This is a genomic window from Rhodococcus sp. LMD, assembly GCF_056108245.1.
The window spans coordinates 200,599-218,249 of the sequence record NZ_CM148557.1; the positions used below are offsets into that span (position 1 = coordinate 200,599).

19 protein-coding genes and 1 pseudogene are annotated in these 17,651 nt (G+C 71.7%); 6 read left to right on the forward strand and 14 right to left on the reverse strand.

Features of this window, described 5'->3' with window-relative positions:
- Positions 1-57: 57 nt before the first annotated feature.
- On the reverse strand, positions 58-438 hold the full coding sequence (locus ACWPQI_RS00880; RefSeq protein WP_017682033.1) for a PLDc N-terminal domain-containing protein: 381 nt from the start codon (positions 436-438) through the stop codon (positions 58-60).
- Between the two features lie 233 nt (positions 439-671).
- On the reverse strand, positions 672-1,589 hold the full coding sequence (locus ACWPQI_RS00885; protein ID WP_010595951.1) for a helix-turn-helix domain-containing protein: 918 nt from the start codon (positions 1,587-1,589) through the stop codon (positions 672-674).
- A 206-nt stretch (positions 1,590-1,795) separates the two neighbouring features.
- On the opposite strand from ACWPQI_RS00885, the gene ACWPQI_RS00890 reads away from it, so the two are divergent.
- A complete protein-coding gene (locus ACWPQI_RS00890; RefSeq protein WP_474738602.1) occupies positions 1,796-2,533 on the forward strand; it encodes a DUF998 domain-containing protein in 738 nt (245 codons plus the stop codon).
- Here ACWPQI_RS00890 and ACWPQI_RS00895 read toward each other — a convergent pair.
- The 5 genes and pseudogenes from ACWPQI_RS00895 to ACWPQI_RS00915 all read right to left on the reverse strand — a co-directional run.
- Positions 2,486-3,040 (reverse strand): annotated as a pseudogene (locus ACWPQI_RS00895) (amino acid ABC transporter substrate-binding protein); the annotation flags it as partial. The gene ACWPQI_RS00890 and the pseudogene ACWPQI_RS00895 sit on opposite strands and share 48 nt — an antisense overlap.
- An 11-nt stretch (positions 3,041-3,051) precedes the next feature.
- Positions 3,052-3,999, reverse strand: a complete 948-nt coding sequence (locus ACWPQI_RS00900) for a CopD family protein (RefSeq protein WP_040272827.1) — start codon at positions 3,997-3,999, stop codon at positions 3,052-3,054.
- A gap of 16 nt (positions 4,000-4,015) precedes the next feature.
- Positions 4,016-4,591 (reverse strand): copper resistance CopC family protein, encoded by a 576-nt coding sequence (locus tag ACWPQI_RS00905; RefSeq protein ID WP_048773848.1) that lies wholly within the window; start codon positions 4,589-4,591, stop codon positions 4,016-4,018.
- 31 nt (positions 4,592-4,622) lie between these two features.
- Positions 4,623-5,108 (reverse strand): hypothetical protein, encoded by a 486-nt coding sequence (locus tag ACWPQI_RS00910; RefSeq protein WP_040272830.1) that lies wholly within the window; start codon positions 5,106-5,108, stop codon positions 4,623-4,625.
- Between the two features lie 11 nt (positions 5,109-5,119).
- The gene (locus tag ACWPQI_RS00915; RefSeq protein WP_017682040.1) at positions 5,120-5,794 is read right to left on the reverse strand and encodes a DUF6474 family protein; all 675 of its coding nucleotides are present in this window, start codon (positions 5,792-5,794) and stop codon (positions 5,120-5,122) included.
- A 106-nt stretch (positions 5,795-5,900) separates the two neighbouring features.
- Between ACWPQI_RS00915 and ACWPQI_RS00920 the strand changes: the two genes are divergently transcribed.
- A complete protein-coding gene (locus tag ACWPQI_RS00920; protein WP_017682041.1) occupies positions 5,901-7,493 on the forward strand; it encodes a TM0106 family RecB-like putative nuclease in 1,593 nt (530 codons plus the stop codon).
- Between the two features lie 97 nt (positions 7,494-7,590).
- Here the strand turns inward: ACWPQI_RS00920 and ACWPQI_RS00925 are convergent, their stop codons facing one another.
- Together ACWPQI_RS00925 and ACWPQI_RS00930 are read right to left on the reverse strand one after the other, a co-directional pair.
- Entirely contained in the window at positions 7,591-8,406 is an 816-nt protein-coding gene (locus ACWPQI_RS00925; protein WP_010595960.1) for an alpha/beta hydrolase, read from the reverse strand.
- A gap of 65 nt (positions 8,407-8,471) precedes the next feature.
- Positions 8,472-9,239, reverse strand: coding sequence for an SDR family NAD(P)-dependent oxidoreductase (locus ACWPQI_RS00930; RefSeq protein ID WP_040271387.1), 768 nt, complete (start codon positions 9,237-9,239; stop codon positions 8,472-8,474).
- Between the two features lie 113 nt (positions 9,240-9,352).
- On the opposite strand from ACWPQI_RS00930, the gene ACWPQI_RS00935 reads away from it, so the two are divergent.
- Positions 9,353-10,588 carry a UPF0158 family protein gene (locus ACWPQI_RS00935; RefSeq protein ID WP_017682043.1) on the forward strand — a complete coding sequence of 412 codons (1,236 nt, stop codon included), beginning with the start codon at positions 9,353-9,355 and terminating at the stop codon, positions 10,586-10,588.
- A gap of 206 nt (positions 10,589-10,794) precedes the next feature.
- Here the strand turns inward: ACWPQI_RS00935 and ACWPQI_RS00940 are convergent, their stop codons facing one another.
- The 5 genes from ACWPQI_RS00940 to ACWPQI_RS00960 form a co-directional block, all read right to left on the reverse strand.
- Complete coding sequence (locus ACWPQI_RS00940; protein ID WP_040271390.1) at positions 10,795-12,015, reverse strand: MFS transporter; 1,221 nt, start codon at positions 12,013-12,015, stop codon at positions 10,795-10,797.
- Positions 12,012-12,431, reverse strand: coding sequence for a MarR family winged helix-turn-helix transcriptional regulator (locus tag ACWPQI_RS00945; RefSeq protein WP_010595964.1), 420 nt, complete (start codon positions 12,429-12,431; stop codon positions 12,012-12,014). The genes ACWPQI_RS00940 and ACWPQI_RS00945 overlap by 4 nt, the downstream gene beginning before the upstream one ends.
- Before the next feature lie 126 nt (positions 12,432-12,557).
- Entirely contained in the window at positions 12,558-13,262 is a 705-nt protein-coding gene (locus tag ACWPQI_RS00950; RefSeq protein ID WP_010595965.1) for a TMEM165/GDT1 family protein, read from the reverse strand.
- Positions 13,263-13,516: 254 nt separating this feature from the next.
- Positions 13,517-14,044: a hypothetical protein gene (locus ACWPQI_RS00955; protein ID WP_010595966.1), complete on the reverse strand. Its 528-nt coding sequence runs from the start codon at positions 14,042-14,044 to the stop codon at positions 13,517-13,519.
- Positions 14,045-14,223: 179 nt separating this feature from the next.
- A complete protein-coding gene (locus tag ACWPQI_RS00960; protein ID WP_003939397.1) occupies positions 14,224-14,847 on the reverse strand; it encodes a superoxide dismutase in 624 nt (207 codons plus the stop codon).
- A gap of 275 nt (positions 14,848-15,122) precedes the next feature.
- Between ACWPQI_RS00960 and ACWPQI_RS00965 the strand changes: the two genes are divergently transcribed.
- From ACWPQI_RS00965 to ACWPQI_RS00975, 3 genes are all read left to right on the forward strand, one after another.
- Positions 15,123-16,226, forward strand: coding sequence for an acyltransferase family protein (locus ACWPQI_RS00965; protein WP_026138067.1), 1,104 nt, complete (start codon positions 15,123-15,125; stop codon positions 16,224-16,226).
- A 9-nt stretch (positions 16,227-16,235) separates the two neighbouring features.
- Positions 16,236-16,904: a peptide-methionine (S)-S-oxide reductase MsrA gene (msrA, locus tag ACWPQI_RS00970; protein WP_010595968.1), complete on the forward strand. Its 669-nt coding sequence runs from the start codon at positions 16,236-16,238 to the stop codon at positions 16,902-16,904.
- Positions 16,905-17,043: 139 nt separating this feature from the next.
- Positions 17,044-17,640, forward strand: a complete 597-nt coding sequence (locus tag ACWPQI_RS00975; protein ID WP_017682048.1) for an Rv1733c family protein — start codon at positions 17,044-17,046, stop codon at positions 17,638-17,640.
- The last annotated feature ends 11 nt before the right edge of the window (positions 17,641-17,651 follow it).

Sequence of the window (17,651 nt, forward strand, 5' to 3'; positions counted from 1 at the left end):
TGCGCAGCCGAGCGCGCGGCGCGCCCGCCCGCTCGTGCTCGAGTTCGGCCGCGGCGGTCAGCGCAGGGCCTTGGCCTTGAGCCGGTCGAACTCGTCGCCGGTGATCGTCCCGGCCTCGAGCAGGGCCTGGGCCTCGGCGATCTCGGCGGCGGGGGATCGTCCGGCCACCTTGCGGATGTAGTCGTCGGCGGCGTGCTGGGCCGCGTCGTGGGCGGCGGCGGACCGCTCGGCCATGCCGCGGCCCCGCACCAGCAGGTAGACGAAGGCGGTCAGGTACGGCAGGACGATCAGGAAGATGATCCACACGACCTTGACCACGGCGGACGTGGAGCGATCACGGAACAGGTCCGTCAGCACCTGGAACAGGATCAGCAGGTACGCGACGAACGCGAAGACGACCAGCGTGTACCACAACAGGTCCCACAACGAATCCAGCATCACACACGCCCTTCAGGTTCGGAGGTGCCCGGGAAACGGACGGAAAGGACACCCGGACGTAAACAGGTACACCGTCTTCGCCGCACATTGGAACACGGCGACGCGGAATGTGCGGCGGTGGCGCGAAATGCACCACGCCCATTCCGTGGGCGATCGCGCTCAGCGTGGTCGAGCCAGCGTGGTCGCGCTCAGCGTGGTCGAGCTCAGCGTGGTCGAGCTCAGCGTGGTCGAGCTCAGCGTGGTCGCAGCTCCGCCGGACTCACCCCGCGCACCGTGCGCAGGGCGCGACGCAGCTCGGCGCTGGACGCGAAACCGGTGATCGCGGCGATCTCGGCGACCGTTGTGCGGGTATAGCCGGGTTCCTGCAGAAGCGCCGCCGCGCGGTGCGCGCGCAGCCGCCGGATCTGGAACGCCACCGTGGTGTCGTGGGCTGCGAACGCGCGCTGCAGGCTTCGCAACGACAGCTGCAGGCGTTCCGCGATCACGGTGGGGGTCAGCGTCGGGTCGTGGTGATGGGCTCGGATCAGGGTGAGGGCGCGGGCGTAGACGCTGCCACGCAGCTCACCCGAATCGGCGCCGTACCCGAGCGACTCGTGGTGCAGACCCACGACGAGCTCGATCAGGGCGTTCTCCACGCTGCGGGGGGCCGCGGTCGTGTTGTGGCGACCGCGTTCACGAAGCATGGTCATCCCCACCGCATTGAGCGCGTGCACCGACATGGTGGGCTTTGCCGGCCCGAACGTCACGGACGTCTCCTCGAGATCGAGTCCGCGTTCTTCGAGCCGGTGCCGGGGGATGCGCACGAGGAGAAGGTCCGACCCGTCCGCATCCACGGCCTCGTATCGGTTCCACCCGACCTGCAGGACGATCCGGCCGACCTCGATGTGCACGCGGGTCGTCCCGTCGTCGACCACCTGCTTGCCGGACAGCATCAGACACAGGTTGGCGACCTCGCCGTCCTCGACGAGGCCGGGCAGAGCACGATGCGGTGACATCTGCACCCGGCCGACGGTGAGCGCCCCGACGTCGCAGATCTCCATCCGGAACCGGAACTGCGTCACGTCGGGGACGGACAGCTCGGTGCGGTTCCCGGCATCGGGGGCCATCGCCTCGAAGCCGTGCCGACCCCGCAGTTCGATCTTCCGATACACCGTCGCTCCTTCCGCCTCGGCGCGTCCGTGGCCCGGTGCGTCAGCGTGGCACGCGGCACCGGCCGTGGCATGGCATACGGGCAGACGGACAGCTCACACTCGGCGGACGATCGGGGACGAAGGTCTCTGGCGTCGCCTCCCCGGCCGGATCATGCTGGACCCAGCGGGCGCCCGCACCGCCGAGTCGGCGTCCCGGGAGGCCGACGGTGTCCACTCCTGATCCGTACACACCCCAGCTCCGGCGCGACGGTCCGCGACGTCCGGACACGGCATCGACGGTGCAGCTCGCCTGCGGGATCGTGTCGTCTCTGCTGTACGTGGGGGCGCACGAGGTACTCGCGGCCGCCCTCTACGACGGCTACAACCGCTTCGATCAGGCGATCAGCGAGCTGACGTCGATCGGCGCGCCGACCCGGGCGCCCCTGACCGTCGCGGGATTCGTGTACGACGCGCTGATCGTCGCCTTCGGGATCGGTGTGTGGCGCACGGGCCGCGGCGTCCGCCCCCTGCGCATCGCGGGAGTTCTCCTGGTGGCCTATGCATTCGTGGGACCGCTGTGGTTGCCGTTCCCGATGACGGGACGCGAGGACATCGAGGCCGGGGCAGCGATGCCGCTCGCCGACACCATGCACCTGGCGCTCAGCGTGGTGACGGTGTCGCTGTGGTGCGCGCTCATCGGATTCGCGGCCGCGGCCTTCGGCACCTGGTTCCGGGTGTACTCGGCCGGCACGGTCGCGACGATCCTCGTGTTCGGCGCGTGGACGGGCCGGTACGTCCCGGCCGTCGCCGCCGCCGAACCCACCCCCGGCATGGGCGCGGTCGAACGGGTGATGTTCGGTGCGTTCGTGCTGTGGATCGCGGTGCTGGCGGTCGTCCTGCTCGCCGGCCACCCGGCGTCATCGCGTGCCGAGAGACGTGCCGTCGCCCGGGGCGAGCCGGCGTGAGACCAGCGCACCGAGCGTGCCGTCCTGCGCGAGCGCACGCTGCGCATCCTCGAGTTCACCGCGCAGCACGTCGTCGCCGAGGCGCACCGCGAGCGCGATCTCCTCGCGGGTGATGTCGTACTCGACGACGTCGACGTGGGGGCGGACGCGCGTGAGCCACCTCAGCACGGGACCGAGTTTCATGAAGGCGTCGCAGCCGCCGGTCGACAGCTCGTCCCGGGCACGGTCGATCTCGTGGTACGCATACACCCGGATCCCGCCGATACGGCCTTCGGCGAGAAGGCGTTTCACCACCGGCTCGCTGGTGTTGCCCTGCTGCACCACGACGGTCAGGCCTGCCAGGTCCGCCACCCCTCTCACCGCGGGATGACGGGCGGTGTCCACCGCCACGGACTGCCCGGACCCGAAATACGGCGCGCAGAACGCAGCCCGCTCCCGGCGCGATTCGGTGACGGTGGTGCCGGAGGCGATGACGTCGAAGCGCCCGGAGGCCAGCTCGTCGAAGATTCGCGGGCGGTTCAGGCGCTGGTGGCCAGCGCCGCCGCGAGCCCGAACGCGACCGACGTCGCGGCGACCTCGAGCACCGCGTTGCGCAGCGACACCTCCGCGGTGACCCGGTGCGCGGTCGCGGCCGGCACCCACGTCCGTCGCCACCACCACGCCAGCGCCAGCAGCGCCAGCAGGGTCAGGGCCTTGGCCAGCACGATGCGCCCGTAACCGGTGTCGATCAGGGCCGCGACCGAGCCGAGCCGAACGGCCGCGTCGACGACGCCCGTCGCGGCGAGCACGGCGACGCATCGCACCGCGAGCACCGAGTAGCGGGGGAGCAGCCGGGCCCACGCGCCGCGGGACCGGACCGTCAGGGCCAGCGCGACGAGCGTGCCGAACCACAGCGCCGCAGCGAGCGCGTGCGCGGCGTCGAGCAGCGATCCGAGGGTCTGCTGCGACATGTGCCCGGTGACCGGCCGGGCGATGACCGCCAGCGCCGCGGCGACGAGGACCGGCACCGTCGACCACGTCGCCGACCGGCGATACGCGAGCGCCGCGACGACCGTGCACGCCAGCGCGCACACCAGTGCGGCCACCCCGATCCGGCCGGCGCCCGCGCTGCCGAGATACTCCGCGAAGCGCGACAGCCCGAGCCGCGACACGGGGACGTTCGTCGTGTCCGCGGCCTGCAGCACGAGCTGCACGGCCTCCGTCAGGACCCAGAATCCACCGAGCCCGGCGATCGTGCGCCAGAGGTCGGCCGGGGCGACGCCGGGCCGCCGCTCGTCGCGCACCATGACCCCGAGCGCGGCCAGGCCGAGAACCGTCGCACCGAGACACAGCGACAACGCCCGGACCCAGCTCGACGCGGCCGGGTTCGCCAACAACCAGCCGGCGGCGACGCCCGCGGTGGCGCCGGCGCCGGCGGTGAGCAACCACGCGCGGTGCGCGGCGGTGCCGGTACCGCTCGTCGTCAACGCCCGGCCACCGGCGTCAGGCCTTCTTCGGCTTGCGCAGCACGAACCACAGCACGCCGGCGAGGACGACGACGCCCACGACGACGAAGATCCACACGGCCGGGCCGCTGTCCTCGTCGCTGTCGGACGCGGGCGCCGCGGCACCGGCGGCGGCCGCCGCACCGGGAGCGCCCGGACCGTCCTGCGTGAGGGTGAAGACCTGGGTGCCGGTGACGGGATGCCCGTCCGCGGACGTCACCCGGTAGGCGATGGTGTACTCGCCGGCCGGTCCGAGATCACCGACCGCCACGGACACCGTGGCGTCCTCGACGAGGGGATCGCCCTTGGACCACAGGTTGCCGTCCGGACCCACGACGGTCAGGGCGGCGAAGGATTCCTGCAGGGCCTCGTTGAAGGTCAGGCTCACGCGCTCGGGACCCTGGGCGATCTGCTCGCCCGGCGCGGGTGTGCTGGCGATGACGACCGAGTGCGCGGCCGCCGGCCCGGCAGCGAACAGCAACGCTGCCGCGACCGCGCCGAGGAGCCCAGCGAGCTGGGCGAGGACGAGGGGGGTCTGTCGCCGGCGCGCGGCGACGGTGTTCGGGATGTTCATGGATTTCTCTCTTCGAGGGGGTCGGTCGCGGTCATGCCGCGACGGGCGGCCCCCGCCGGGAGATGCCCGGTGCCGCCCGCGCCGCCGCGACCGGCCGCACCGTCGCGGGCGGCAGCAGCGTCCGAACCGCCTCGACGCGAGGGGGCGCGGTGAGCCACGCGGCCCGCACCGCCCGGGTCAGCGGCCCGCACAGGCGTTGCGCCGCCTCGAGCAGGGCCGCGCACGCGACGACCGCGACGGTGTGCGCGGCGAGCATCGGCACCGACGTGTGCAGGTGACCCGTCGTCACCGCGGCGAGCACCAGGTGCGTCGCGGCCTGCCCGCCCGCGAGCACCACGATGGTGGGCACCGCGCGCAGGTGGGCCGCGATGAGCCCGACCCCGGCCGCGACGGCGACGAGCAGCGTCACCTCGGCGTTGCCGGGCACGCCGCCGCCCGCACTGCCGTGGGCGGCGACCGCCAGGGCGGCGGTCAGCGCTCCCGCGGCGGTGCCGCGCAGGGGCGAGCCGGGTGCCACGGTGGTCGTCGCTAGCGCACGCCGAGCCGGGCCAGTAGGTCGGCCTCGATGCCGTCCAGTTCCCGCGAGATACCGGCATGTGCGGCCTTGCGGCGCGGCGCCGGCATCTGCTCGGCCGCGTGCACCGCCGCCGTCAGGTCGCTGAGGCGGCCCCGGATGGCGTCGGCGAACTTCTGGGTTTCGGGGTCCTTGGGATGGCGCTCGAGGATCTCGGCGAGCGACTTCTCGGCCCCGGCGATGCGGGCGCTCAGGTGCGCGCCGTGACCGGTGTACTCGCCGAGCTGGTCGACGGCGACGCCCATGCGCTGGGCGCGCGCGGCGTCGAGCTGGCCGCGCAGCGCGGTCACCCCCTGGTACACCAGCGGCACGAGTACCGGTGCGAGCAGTCGCACGACGGCCAGGTAGCGCCGGACCTTCGCCGCGGTGAAGCCCTTCTGCGCGGCCGCCTTCTCCTGGGCCTTGAGCGTGGCGATCTGCTGCTTCTCGACCCGGGACTGCGCGGCGATCAGCGCCTTGTCCGCCTTGACCTGCGCCTTGGCCGCCTTGATCTCGGCCTTCGCCAGGCGGCGGTCGCGCCGGCGCTGGTTCTTCGCGTTGAGTTTGGCCTCGAGCTTCGCCTTGTGCTTGAGAGCCTTCGCCTCCGCCTTGCGGGTGGCGCGGCGCTTCCGCCTGCTGAACAACGCCATCGAACAGGACCCTCCATTCGGTGTACGGCACCCACGGCGCCACGATCAGCCTATCCGTGACGGTCGTTTCCGGTTGACCCTAGGTGGACGAATACTGTTCTTCAGTGTGAACGTATCCAGCGAGAGGCGGACCTCGCCGGCCCTGATCGAGGCGAGCGCGCTGACCCGGTGCCGGCACCGGGTCCATCTGGACGCGGCCTTTCCGGACGAGTTGAGCGCGGCCCCGGAGCATCCGGGAGCGAAGCAGCGGCAGGAGGCGGCGGCCACTCACCGCGAGGCCGTGCGGCAGCGGCTGTTCGACGCCCACCCCGGTGGATGGGTGCGGATCGACCCCGAGGGCCCGGCGTCGCGGCGCGCCGACGCCACCCTCGACGCGTGCCGTCGCGGCGCGGACCGGATCTGGGGGGCGGTCCTGCCGGCGGAGCCCGACACCGGTCGGCGGGGCCGGGCCGAGATCCTGCTGCGCGACGTCGAGCGCGGCGGCTACATCCCGGTGATCGTGGTCAATCACAAGGTCACCGACCCGGGCCGCGGTGCGACGACCTCGGGGCTGTTCGTGTGGGAACCGGCGGTCGACGAGACCCGCAAGGTGCGCGGTCAGGTGCGCGACCAGATGCGGGTGGCTCACCTGTACCGGATGCTCGAGCGTCACGGCCTGGCCAGCCCGGCACAGGTCGGCGGCGCCATCGGGTACGGCGGGGACTGCATCCTCGTGCACGACCTCGGCGCAATCCTCGAGGACTACGACGCCCGGCTCGCCGACCGGCTCGCGATCGCGCGGGGCGAGACCCCGACGGAGCCGTCGCAGATCGGGGAGTGCAAGACCTGCCCGTGGTGGCCGCGGTGCCGCGAGCAGCTGAGTGCGACGCACGACGTGTCGCTGGTTGCCCCGGGGCAACGCGCGACGGTGCTGCGCGAGCTGGGTGTGCACACGATCGACGAGCTGGCGCGCTGGGAGGGGGACCCGCCCGAGGTCTGGCCGCAGGGTTCGTTCGAGGACACCGTCGTGGTGGCCAAGGCGTGGCTGGCGGGTGCGCCGCTGGTGCGACGGCACGACCACGTGCACGTGCGCCGGGCGGACATCGAGATCGACATCGACATGGAGAGCTACCACGAGCACGGTGCGTACCTGTGGGGCACGCTGCTCAACGTCGACGGGATCTCCGCGTACCGGGCGTTCGTCAGCTGGGATCCGGTACCGACCGACGACGAGGCGCGCTCGTTCGCCGAGTTCTGGACGTGGCTGTCCGCGGAGCGGGCCGCCGCTGCGGCGAGCGGGAAAACCTTTGCGGCCTATTGTTATTCACGTACCGCGGAGGACAAGTGGCTACTCGGTTCGGCTCGGCGGTTCGCCGGGTTCCCGGGGGTGCCGAGCGAGGCCGAGGTGCGCGAGTTCATCGACTCGCCGCAGTGGGTGGACATCTACCAGGTCGTCACCGACCAGTTCGTGTGCCCGAACGGCAAGGGCCTCAAGAAGATCGCACCGATCGCGGGTCACCGCTGGCGCGACGAGGAGGCCGGCGGCGAGGCGTCGATGAGCTGGTACCGCGAGGCAGTCGGCTACGACGGGGACCCGGACCCGCAGCAGCGACGCCGGCTGCTCGAGTACAACGAGGACGACGTGATCGCCACGAAGGTGCTCCGTGAGTGGATGAGCGAGCGTGCGGTGCACGAGATCCCGCACATCTCGGACCTGTAGGTCACTGCTGCGGGGCGGCACCGGGTCACTGCTGCGGGGCGGCACCGGGTCACTGCTGCGGGGCGGCACCGGGTCACTGCTGCGGGGCGGCACCGGGTCACTGCTGCGGGGGTGGCACCGCCTCGGCGAGCCGGATCAGGGCGTCGACCACCGGCGGCCCGAACATCACGGGATCGTTGTGCTCGGCGCCCGGCAGGGCCACCTTCTCGACGAGCCGGCGGGCGGCGGCGGCCACGGCCTCGCTCTGGCCGGGCGGGACGATCGTGTCCGCCGTCCCGTAGACGACGGTGATCGGCACGTCGAGCCGCGCGACGGTCTCGGCGATCGGGAAGCGGTCCCACATCAGCCCGGTGGGCAGCAGCGGGTAGTGGTGCCGGCCGACTGTGGGCAGATCGACGAACGGTGAGCGCAGCAGCATGCCGGCGGGCGGATGCTCGGCGGCGAGGCCGGTCACCACGCCGGTGCCCAGGCTCTCCCCGAGGTAGAGCAGCCGGTCCGGAGCGACGTTCTCGCGGTCGAGGAGGTACTGCCGGGCGGCGCGCACGTCGCGGGCGAGGCCGTCCTCGCTCGGGCGGCCGGGGTTGCCGCCGTAGCCGCGGTAGTCGAAGAGCAGGGTGGCGAAACCGGCCTCCGCGAGTGCCGTCGCCAGCGGGGCGCGGTCGACGCGGCTGCCGCCGTTGCCCGAGGCGAGCAGCACCGTGAAGCCGCGTGCGGCGTCGCGGGCCGGGACGAACCAGGCGCCGAGTTCGAGCCCGTCGGAGGTCGTCAGCCGCACGTCGCGGGCACCGGGGAGCAGCGACTGCGCCGGCGGGGGCGGGGCCCGGTCGGGCAGGTAGATCAGCCGGCGCTGCCCGAACCACAGCGCCGACGCGAGCACCGCGACGACCGCGACCACGACCCATAGCAGGCGCATGAGTTGGATGGTGTGCCCTTTGGGCGGCCCTGGCAACCCAAAGGACACACCGGCCGCGGAGCGGCCTATCGCGGCGCCATGCGCAGCGCGCCGTCCATGCGGATGGTCTCGCCGTTGAGGTAGTCGTGCTCCGCGATCATCTGCACGAGCTGGGCGTACTCGGCCGGCTGGGCGAGGCGGGACGGGAAGGGCACGCCCGCCTCGAGGCCCTTGCGGTACTCCTCGGTGACGCCGGCGAGCATCGGGGTGTCGACGATGCCGGGGGCGATGGTGTTGACCCGGATGCCGTACTGGGCCAGGTCGCGGGCCGCGGGGACGGTCATGCCGTGGACGCCGCCCTTGGAGGCGGAGTAGGCGATCTGGCCGATCTGGCCCTCGAACGCGGCGACGGAGGCGGTGTTGACGATGACGCCGCGCTGGCCGTACTCGTCGACGGGCTCGGTCTTGGCCATCGCGTCGGCGGCCAGGCGCAGCACGTTGAACGTGCCGAGCAGGTTGACGGTGATGACGGTGCGGAACAGGTCGAGGTCGTGCGGGCCGTTCTTCGACAGGACCCGGCCGGCCCAGCCGACGCCGGCGCAGTTGACGACGATGCGCAACGGCACGCCCGAGGCGACGATCTGGTCGACGGCGGCCTGCACGTCGTCGGCGCTGGTCACGTCGGTGGCGATGAGGGTGACGCCGGCGGGCGCCTTGTCGCCGACGCGTTCGATGGACTGGGCGAGGTCGAGACCGAAGACGGTCGCGCCGGCGTCGGCGAGACGCTGGGCGGTGGCTGCGCCGAGACCGGACGCCGCGCCGGTGACCAGTGCGGCGGTTCCCTGAATTTCCACTGCCGTGCTCCTTTCGTGGCGCCACCGTTCGGCGTGCGCCTTGTCGACGGTGGCACCTTAGCGCGCGCTAGCTCCGTCCGGTGCGGCGGCGGACCGCATGCCATCCTCGGGGGATGGCACGGACGTGGTTGTCGGTGACGGTGGAGCTGCTCGGTGGGCGCGGCGAGCAGCTGTGGCCGTGGCCCGGCCGCGTCTTCGCGGTCGGACCGTCGCACACCTTCGAGGACCTGGCCAGTGCCATCAACGATGCCTTCGCTCGATGGGACCGCTCCCACCTGTCGATGTTCATCCTGCCCGGCGGACGAGTGGTCACCGACGCGCAGACCGGCGCCGAGATCGCCGGGTCGATCGGTGGGCCCGTCACGGAGCCGGTGGACATCGAGTCGTCCGAGGTCGCTCGGCTGCTGGAGCCTGGAGCGGAATTCCAGTTCACCTTCGACCTGGGCGACGACTGGACGCACCGGTGCGTGATCGGGAAGGAGAAAGTCGACCCCGTGGAAGTGCTGGGAACCGCGCCGACAAAGCCCCTGCCGTACTGGGGGTGGGGCGACATCCCGGACCAGTACGGGCGCCGGTGGGCCGACGACGACGGGCAGAGCCGAGCGCCGCGCAGACCGAGTCGTCCGCATCCCATGCTGGTGCACGCCTGGCCCGCACGAGAGCAGGTGGTCGACCCGTCCGAGCTGCGCGCGGCTGTGGCGACTGCAGATGCACCCCGCTTCCTCGCTGCGGTGCGGGGACACGAGGTCGACGATTTGCTGCAGCAGGTGGGGGCCGGCATACCGACGGCCCTGCAGCAGCGGCGTCGGGAAGCCGAGCCGGTGGCACTGTCGGTGATCGACCGGCTGACTCGGCGCGGCGGCCCCGGTGACGAGGTGCTGGCCGAGGACCTGCTCGCGTGTCTGCACGGCGAGTCGCTGACCGGCCGGGTGCTACCTGTCGACCTCGAGATGCTCAGTGCCGCGCTGGAAGGCGATCCGGGCGTATCGACCGGTGGGTACATCGATCTGCGCACCGGGGAGGTGTACGACGAGAGCAGTACCGACCCGATGATGGTCGGGGAAGACGTCGCCGTCGACGTCGAGACCGAGCCCGACCGGTGGCTTCGGTTCGACCGCACCGGCGCGCGGGACGGTTGGCGCGACATGGCGGCCTTCGCCGAGCGGCAGCAGGATGTCGCGCTGCGGGAGCGGCTGCAGCGGGCGATCGAGGGCAAGGGCGCCTTTCGTCGCTTCCGTGACCTCGTCCACCACGAGGGTCTTGCCGGCCCCTGGGACGCCTTCGCCGCCGACCGCCGACTGGGTCGTGCCCGCGAGTTCCTCGCCGACGCGGGTATTCGCGTGGGCTGACGGTCCGGGCGGGTGTGCCGGGAGCGTCTGTGCCCCTCGGGGGTCAGCCGGCGGACCACGGTGGCCAACGGTGTGCGACCAGTTCGGTCGTCGCCGCATCCCGTCGCCGCACGCCGGCCGGCTCCGTCCTGCACGAGGGACGTTCACGGTGTCGGTCCGCGCCGGTGGATCCCCGTTCCGCTCTCGCCGGCGCGGAGAGCGGGAACCTACCGCGGGTCGCCGCGTCCGAGTCGCGTCGCGCCGATACCGGCCGCGACGAGGCACGCCGCGGCACCGAGCAGCAGCCCGGCCCGGCCACCCCACTGCTCGCTGACCCACCCCGCGATCGGGCCGCCGACGGCGGTGGAGCCGAGGAAGGCCACGGCGAACAGCGCCATCACCCGCCCGCGCATGCCGGGGGCCGCGGCGAGCTGCAGGGAGCTGTTGGTGGTGGCGGTGAACGCGACGCTCAGGACGCCGACCAGCACCATCGCGGCGAGCATGAGTTCGAGCGTGGGCGCCGCCGCGGCCGCGAGCAGCACCACACCGAACACCGCGGAGGTGACCACCACGGCGGTGGTGCCGGTGCGACCCCAGGTCGCCACGGCGAGACCGCCGACGACGGCACCCGCGCCCATCGCGGCGGTGAGGAAGCCGTAGGTCTCGGCGCCGGCGCCGAAGGTCTGTCGGGCGACCACGGGCAGCACCACCTGGAACTCGTAGGCCAGGCAGCCCACCAGTGCCATCGTCAGCAACGGAACCGCGAGGGCCGGGGTCTGCCGCACGTGCGCGAACCCCTCGCGGAGCTGCCCGCGGGCACGGGCGGCGGGTGGCGACGGGCGCAGCAGGGACAGGTCCAGGCTCGCGAGGGAGGCGACGACGGCGACGAAGCTGAGTGCGTTGAGCAGGAAGCACACCCCGAGACCGCCGACGGCGATGATCAGTCCCGCGACGGCCGGGCCGATCAGGCGCGCGACGGACGCCAGCACCGATTGCAGGCTCACGGCGTTGCGCAGGTCCTCCGGCCCGACGAGCTCGAGCATGAACGACTGCCGGGCGGGATTCTCGAAGCACTGGTTGAGGCCGAGGACGACGGCGAGGACGTAGACGTGCCACAGCTGGACGGCGCCGGTGACGGTGAGCAGGCCCAGGACGAGGGCCTGCACGCCCATCGCGGACTGCAGGCCGATCATGAGCCGGCGCTTGTCGACGCGGTCGGCGACCACGCCGCCGTAGGGGCCGAGCAGCAGCATCGGCACGGTCTGCAGGGCCAGGACGAGGCCGATGGCCGTGCCGGAACCGGTGAGTTCGAGCACCAGCCAGGACTGGGCGACCGTCTGCATCCACGTGCCGATCAGGGAGATCGCCTGTCCGCTGAGGTAGCGCCGGAAGTTGGCGCCGCGGAAGGCGGCGAAGGTCTGTCCGCGCAGGTCGGTGAGGACGGTCATCGGCGCTCCTCCGCGGAGCGACGGCACATCTGCTCGGCGAGCGCTTCGAGCGCCGGGAGGGCGTCGTGCAGGGCGTGGAGCCGATCGGAGGACAGTTCCGCGAGGTGCTCGGTGAACACCGCGGTACGCATGCGACGCAGGTCGGCGAAGGTGCGGGCACCGGCCTCGGTGATGTGGGCGCGGACGACGCGCTTGTCGTCGGGGTCGGGGGAGCGGGTGAGCAGCCCGGCGTCCTCGAGCTTGCCGAGCATCCGCGAGAGCATGGTGGGGTTGAGGCCCTCGATCTCGGCGAGTTCGCGCACGCCGACGGTCTCGCGGCGGGCGACGGTGGCGAGGATCGAGAACTGGGAGCGGGTGAGCCCGCCCGCGCCGGTGGTGCGGCGGTCGACGCGGCGCGCGATGCGGCCGAGAGCCACGCGCAGGCGGTTGACGTCTTCGTCGTCGAAGCGATCGTGTGCGGGCGTGATGCCACCTCCATTTAGTTGCCTATCGGCAAGCATACTCCTGGGCGTGCGGTCGCGCAGGCGTCCGGAGGGCACTCTCTATCGTTCGACGGAGTCCGAGGCGGCGGGGACCGGGTGGGTCTCGGCGCGGCGGCGCAGCAGGGCGCGACCGGTCACGGCGGCGAGCGCGACGGCGAGGGTCGCACCGCCCGCGACGGGGCCGACGGGCGTGCCGGGGGCCAGGCCCTCGCCGAGCATCCAGGCGCCGAACCCGAAGAACAGCGCCGACGCCGCCAGCCGGATCGCGTTCTCCGGCAGGTGCCGGCCGAGGACGGCGCCGAGGACGATGGCCAGGGCGTCGGCGGCCACCATGCCGACCGTCGAGCCGACCCACACGCCGGCCCAGTCGTTGTCCGCGGCCAGGGTGATGGTGGCGAGCATGGTCTTGTCGCCGAGTTCGGCGAGGAAGAAGGCCGACAGGACGGCGAGGAAGGCCGAGCGGGTGACGCGGGCCGCCTTGCCCTGCTCGTCCTCGTCGAGGGAGTCGCCGCGCAGCGTCCACAGGCCGAAGAACAGGAAGGCCAGGCCACCGACGATCGCCATCGCCGAGGTGGGGATCGCCAGACCCAGGTAGTGGCCCACGGCGACGGAGACTAGGTGCACGGCGGTCGTGGCCGCGAGAATGCCGGACAGCACCACCCACCAGCGGTAGCGAAGGGCGAACGTCATCGCCATGAGCTGCGACTTGTCGCCGAGCTCGGCCGCGAACACCACGACGAAACTCAGAACCAGGGCGGACCACATGCCGGGGTTGCTCCTCCTCGTGTCGTGTGGAGGAGGCGGGGACCTTCCTCCGGCCGGACGACGCGGATGCGTCGCGGCCGAAGGTCTCGCCCACCGGTACGGATTCCGGTTCGCCGGGCCGGGCTGAACGCCAGTATGTCGACCGGGCGATTGCGGGCTACTCCCCTTCGCTTAGGCAACCATAATCGGAGCGGCACGAAATCGCAAAGGCGGCAACAAGTTTGGGAACCCGAACTTTTCGGTGCGGGTCCCGGTCAGGCGGCGAGCAGCATGGCCAGAACCGCGGTGTCGGGATCGCTGTTGGGGTCCACCCCGACCCGGCTGACCAGCGACGTCACCGTTCCGTCGGCCTCCGCCTCCACCCACGCGGCCCGGTGCTCGAGCCCCAGGTGCGGCAACCCCGGCAGCAGCACGCAACCCGAGGCCGCCCCCGTGCACTCCGGCAGCGACGGCCGGGTCTCGGACGGCGGGTGCAGCACGATCAGGGCGGGCGGCTGATGCGCCGCGAACCGGCCCGGCTCCACCGCCTCGTCGCCGATCACCGGTCCCTCCGCGAGCACCAGGCCCACCGTGCCCGGCTCGGGGTCGTCCGGCAGTTCCTCGCGCACCCCGAACACCGTCGACGTGGTCAGCAGGCCGGGCAGCGACGCCACCCGCACCGTCACCGCGAGCAACTGCGCCCACTCGCGGGTGCTCTCCGGCCACCGCCCCGACACCACGAATCCCCGCAGGGATCCGGCGGTGTGGAAGGCGGCGAGGCCGATCTGTTCGTTCCCGTTCATCCCGCTACCTCCTCGGTGTGACGACAGTCGATGACCGATACACGCCGTTGGGTAGGTGAAGAATGACCGTTTCGTCCGCTGGCACACAAGAGCCCCCGAGTGCCAGCTCCGTCCGAAGCCCCGGGAACGCGCGAAGGGGACGCCGGAATCCGGCGTCCCCTTCACGACGTGCGACGCGACTAGACCAGCAGACCGGAGGTCTGGGTGCGGGCGCGCTCGAAGCGGGCCTGCACGTCGGCCCAGTTGACGATGTTCCAGAAGGCCTTGACGTAGTCGGCCTTGACGTTCTGGTACTGCAGGTAGAAGGCGTGCTCCCACATGTCGAGCATGAGCAGCGGGGTCAGGCCGATCGGGATGTTGCCCTGCTGGTCGTACAGCTGGACGATGATCAGGCGCTGGCCGATGGAGTCCCAGGCCAGGATGGACCAGCCGGAGCCCTGGATCGAGTTGGCGTTCGCCGAGAAGTGGTCCCGGAAGGCGTCGAAGGAACCGAACGCGTCGTCGATCGCGGCACCGAGTTCACCGTCCGGCTTGTCGCCACCCTCCGGCGACAGGTTCTTCCAGAAGACGGAGTGGTTGGTGTGGCCGCCGAGGTGGAAGGCCAGGTCCTTCTCCAGCTTGGTGGCCTGCGCCGCCATCGTGCCGTTCTCCCGTGCCTCCGCCATCTTCTCGAGGGCGGTGTTGGCGCCGGCAACGTAGGTCGCGTGATGCTTGCTGTGGTGCAGCTCCATGATCTTCGCCGAGATGTGCGGCTCGAGCGCGGCGTAGTCGTAGGGCAGGTCCGGAAGTGTGTACTCAGCCACGAAGGGTCCCTTCTGTTCGGGCCCGGTGGGGCCCGTGCGTGATTTTCAAGTACTCCTGGGTTTCCACCCAAACCCATAAGTACACCCTCTGCAAGATCGCCTGCGCAGCCGGTCGGCGCCGGGACATCGGGGGTCACGGCGCCGGCCGGCCACGGGCGGAGCGTCTACCTGCGGAAACGCCGCGCAATTCGGCCGGCACATGAACGGCCGCTTAACATCGGCGGGTGTTTCGGCCCTTCGCGAGCGACGGGACGCGCGATGCCCCGGCGCCGCGCGTGGACCTGCCGGGTGTGAACCTGCTCCGCACCGTCGCCGTCCTGGCGGTGCTGTACTCGCACATCTCCTTCTATCTGATCGACGACCTCGGCACCGGCTGGTGGGTCATCGACGTCGTGTACCGGGTGCTCGTCGAGGGGGCCGGTCTCAACCAGCACCTGTCCTTCCTCGGCGTCGCGATGTTCATGACCCTGACCGGGCTGCTCATCACCCGCTCCGCCATCCGCGACGAACCGCGCCGCTTCCTCGTCGCCCGCAGCGCGCGGCTGATCCCGGCGTTCTGGGTGGCGATCCTGGCCGCGATCCTGCTGGTGCGGCTCGGTGTCAACGGCATGTTCAGCGGCCAGACCGGCGTCTCCGACGCCGAGGCCGTACTCAGCTTCTTCCTGGGTGGGTTCTTCCTGAAGCCCGAGGTGGCGGTGCTCGGGGTCACCTGGACCCTCGCCGTCCAGATCACCTTCTATCTGTACTGCGTGGCCGCCCGGCCGCTCCTGCGCACCCGGCCCATCGTCGTCCCCGTCCTCGGGGCGGTGGCGTGCATGCTGGTGCTGCTGTACAACCTGTACCTGCCGGAGCCGTACACCGTGCCGTTCCTGTCCAAGATCGCGGCCACGATGCCGACCGTGTTCCTCGGTCAGATCGTGTACCTCGGCTGGGCGCGGCTGACGTCCCGTCGCTGGCTGATCGTCGCGCTGCTCGCCCAGGTCCAGGTGATCCACCTGGCCACCGACTACCAGGTGTACTGGGCCGGCAGCCGCTACCTGTGGACCATCGTCGTGGTCACCGCGTGCGTGGTGCTGATCTCCCGCATCGACGGCCGGTTCGCCCGCTCGCGGGTGCTGCACTGGACCGCGACCCGCAGCTATGCGATCTACCTGGTGCACACGCTGGTGCTGTACCGGGTGTACGAGAACACGGTCGCCCATCTGGGCCGCACCGGGGCCGTGCTCGCGTTCCTGGTGGTGTGTGCGGCCGTCTCCGAACTGCTCTACCGCGGCGTCGAGGTGCCGGCCGCCCGCTGGATCAGCGCCCGGTGGCTCCCGCCCCGCCCGTCGCCCCAGGTCACGGCCGAGGTGGAACCCGTGGAGAAGCCGCGCGCGTAGCATCGAGGCATGTCCTGGTTCGACGACATCCTTGCCCGTGCGGGTTCGAAATCGGTGATGGTCGCGCAGGAGCAGGCGCTGCCCGGCCGGGCCGAGCCGCTGCCCGTCCCCGACACCCACTACGTCAACGGACACCGCATCGCCCCGCCGTTCCCCGAGGGACTGCAGACCGCCGTCCTCGGGATGGGCTGCTTCTGGGGAGCCGAGAAGGAGTTCTGGCAGCTCGAGGGCGTGTACTCCACGGCCGCGGGATATGCCGGTGGATACACCCCGAACCCCACCTACGAGGAAGTCTGCTCGGGCCGGACCGGGCACACCGAGGTGGTGCTGGTGGTGTTCGATCCGAAGGTGATCTCCTACGGGGGCATCCTCAAGCAGTTCTGGGAGAACCACGATCCCACCCAGGGCATGCGTCAGGGCAACGACCACGGCACCCAGTACCGCTCGGCGATCTACACGTTCGACGAGGGGCAGATCGAGATCGCCGAGGCCACCGCCGAGAGTTACGGCGCCCGCCTCGCCGCCGCCGGCTACGGCGCCGTGACGACCGAGATCGCGCCGCTCACGCAGTTCTACTACGCGGAGGACTACCACCAGCAGTACCTGGCGAAGAATCCGAACGGGTACTGCCCCGTCCACGCCACCGGGGTGAGCTGCCCGGTCGGGCTCGGCGCCTGACGCAGCGCCCCCGCCGAGCGGATCGGCCTCGGCGACGTCCGGCGCTTCTGTGACGTTGGCCGGGACACCTTGCAGTCCTTAGCTGTGCGTATCACCCTGGAGTGAGGGAGTTGTCACGGGGGAGAGGATCGAGGCCGAGATGATGGGGAACACGAGCGGATATCTGCGGGTCCTGCGGCGCGGGCTGCGGGGTCGCCACCCGCTGATCCGGCGCACCGATCGCGTCGAGGCGCGCCTGGTGGTCGCGGTGCTGGTCCTTCTCCTGGCGGCGATCCCCCTCGCCGGCTGGGTCGGCGCCCGTACCTGGGACACCCAGTCCGCTCTGGCCGTGCAGCAGACCGCCGAGCGCACCCTCGTGACGGCGACGACGCAGGCGCCGGCCGAGACCACGGACGTCACCGTCGGCGAACTCGCGATGACGGCCTCCGCGGCCGCCCCCGCCACCTGGATGTGGGGCGACGAGAAGCGCCGCGGCGACGTCACCGTGGACTACGGCACACCCGCCGGCGCCGACGTGCAGATCTGGGTCGATCCGAACGGCGAACAGGCTCTCGCACCGCTGAGCGCGACGAGCGCGAAGATCTCCTCGGTCCTGGTCGCGGTCGCCCTCTGGTGCGCCGCGGCCCTGCTCGCCGCCGCGATGTTCGGCTACGGCCGGTGGCGGCTGGATCGCACCCGCCGCCGGGAGTGGAGCCGCGAGATCGCGGCCTTCCTCGGTTCCACCAGCAGCCACTGACCGCGCCGGCT

Bases quoted from the DNA above. Each gene is read 5' to 3' on its own strand.
- ACWPQI_RS00955 (WP_010595966.1), bottom strand. From the start codon at position 14,044: ATGAACGGGAACGAACAGATCGGCCTCGCCGCCTTCCACACCGCCGGA.
- ACWPQI_RS00905 (WP_048773848.1), bottom strand. From the start codon at position 4,591: ATGAACATCCCGAACACCGTCGCCGCGCGCCGGCGACAGACCCCCCTC.
- ACWPQI_RS00940 (WP_040271390.1), bottom strand. From the start codon at position 12,015: ATGACCGTCCTCACCGACCTGCGCGGACAGACCTTCGCCGCCTTCCGC.
- ACWPQI_RS00935 (WP_017682043.1), top strand. From the start codon at position 9,353: ATGGCACGGACGTGGTTGTCGGTGACGGTGGAGCTGCTCGGTGGGCGC.
- ACWPQI_RS00975 (WP_017682048.1), top strand. From the start codon at position 17,044: ATGATGGGGAACACGAGCGGATATCTGCGGGTCCTGCGGCGCGGGCTG.
- msrA (WP_010595968.1), top strand. From the start codon at position 16,236: ATGTCCTGGTTCGACGACATCCTTGCCCGTGCGGGTTCGAAATCGGTG.
- ACWPQI_RS00915 (WP_017682040.1), bottom strand. From the start codon at position 5,794: ATGGCGTTGTTCAGCAGGCGGAAGCGCCGCGCCACCCGCAAGGCGGAG.
- ACWPQI_RS00880 (WP_017682033.1), bottom strand. From the start codon at position 438: ATGCTGGATTCGTTGTGGGACCTGTTGTGGTACACGCTGGTCGTCTTC.
- ACWPQI_RS00950 (WP_010595965.1), bottom strand. From the start codon at position 13,262: ATGTGGTCCGCCCTGGTTCTGAGTTTCGTCGTGGTGTTCGCGGCCGAG.
- ACWPQI_RS00925 (WP_010595960.1), bottom strand. From the start codon at position 8,406: ATGCGCCTGCTATGGGTCGTGGTCGCGGTCGTCGCGGTGCTCGCGTCG.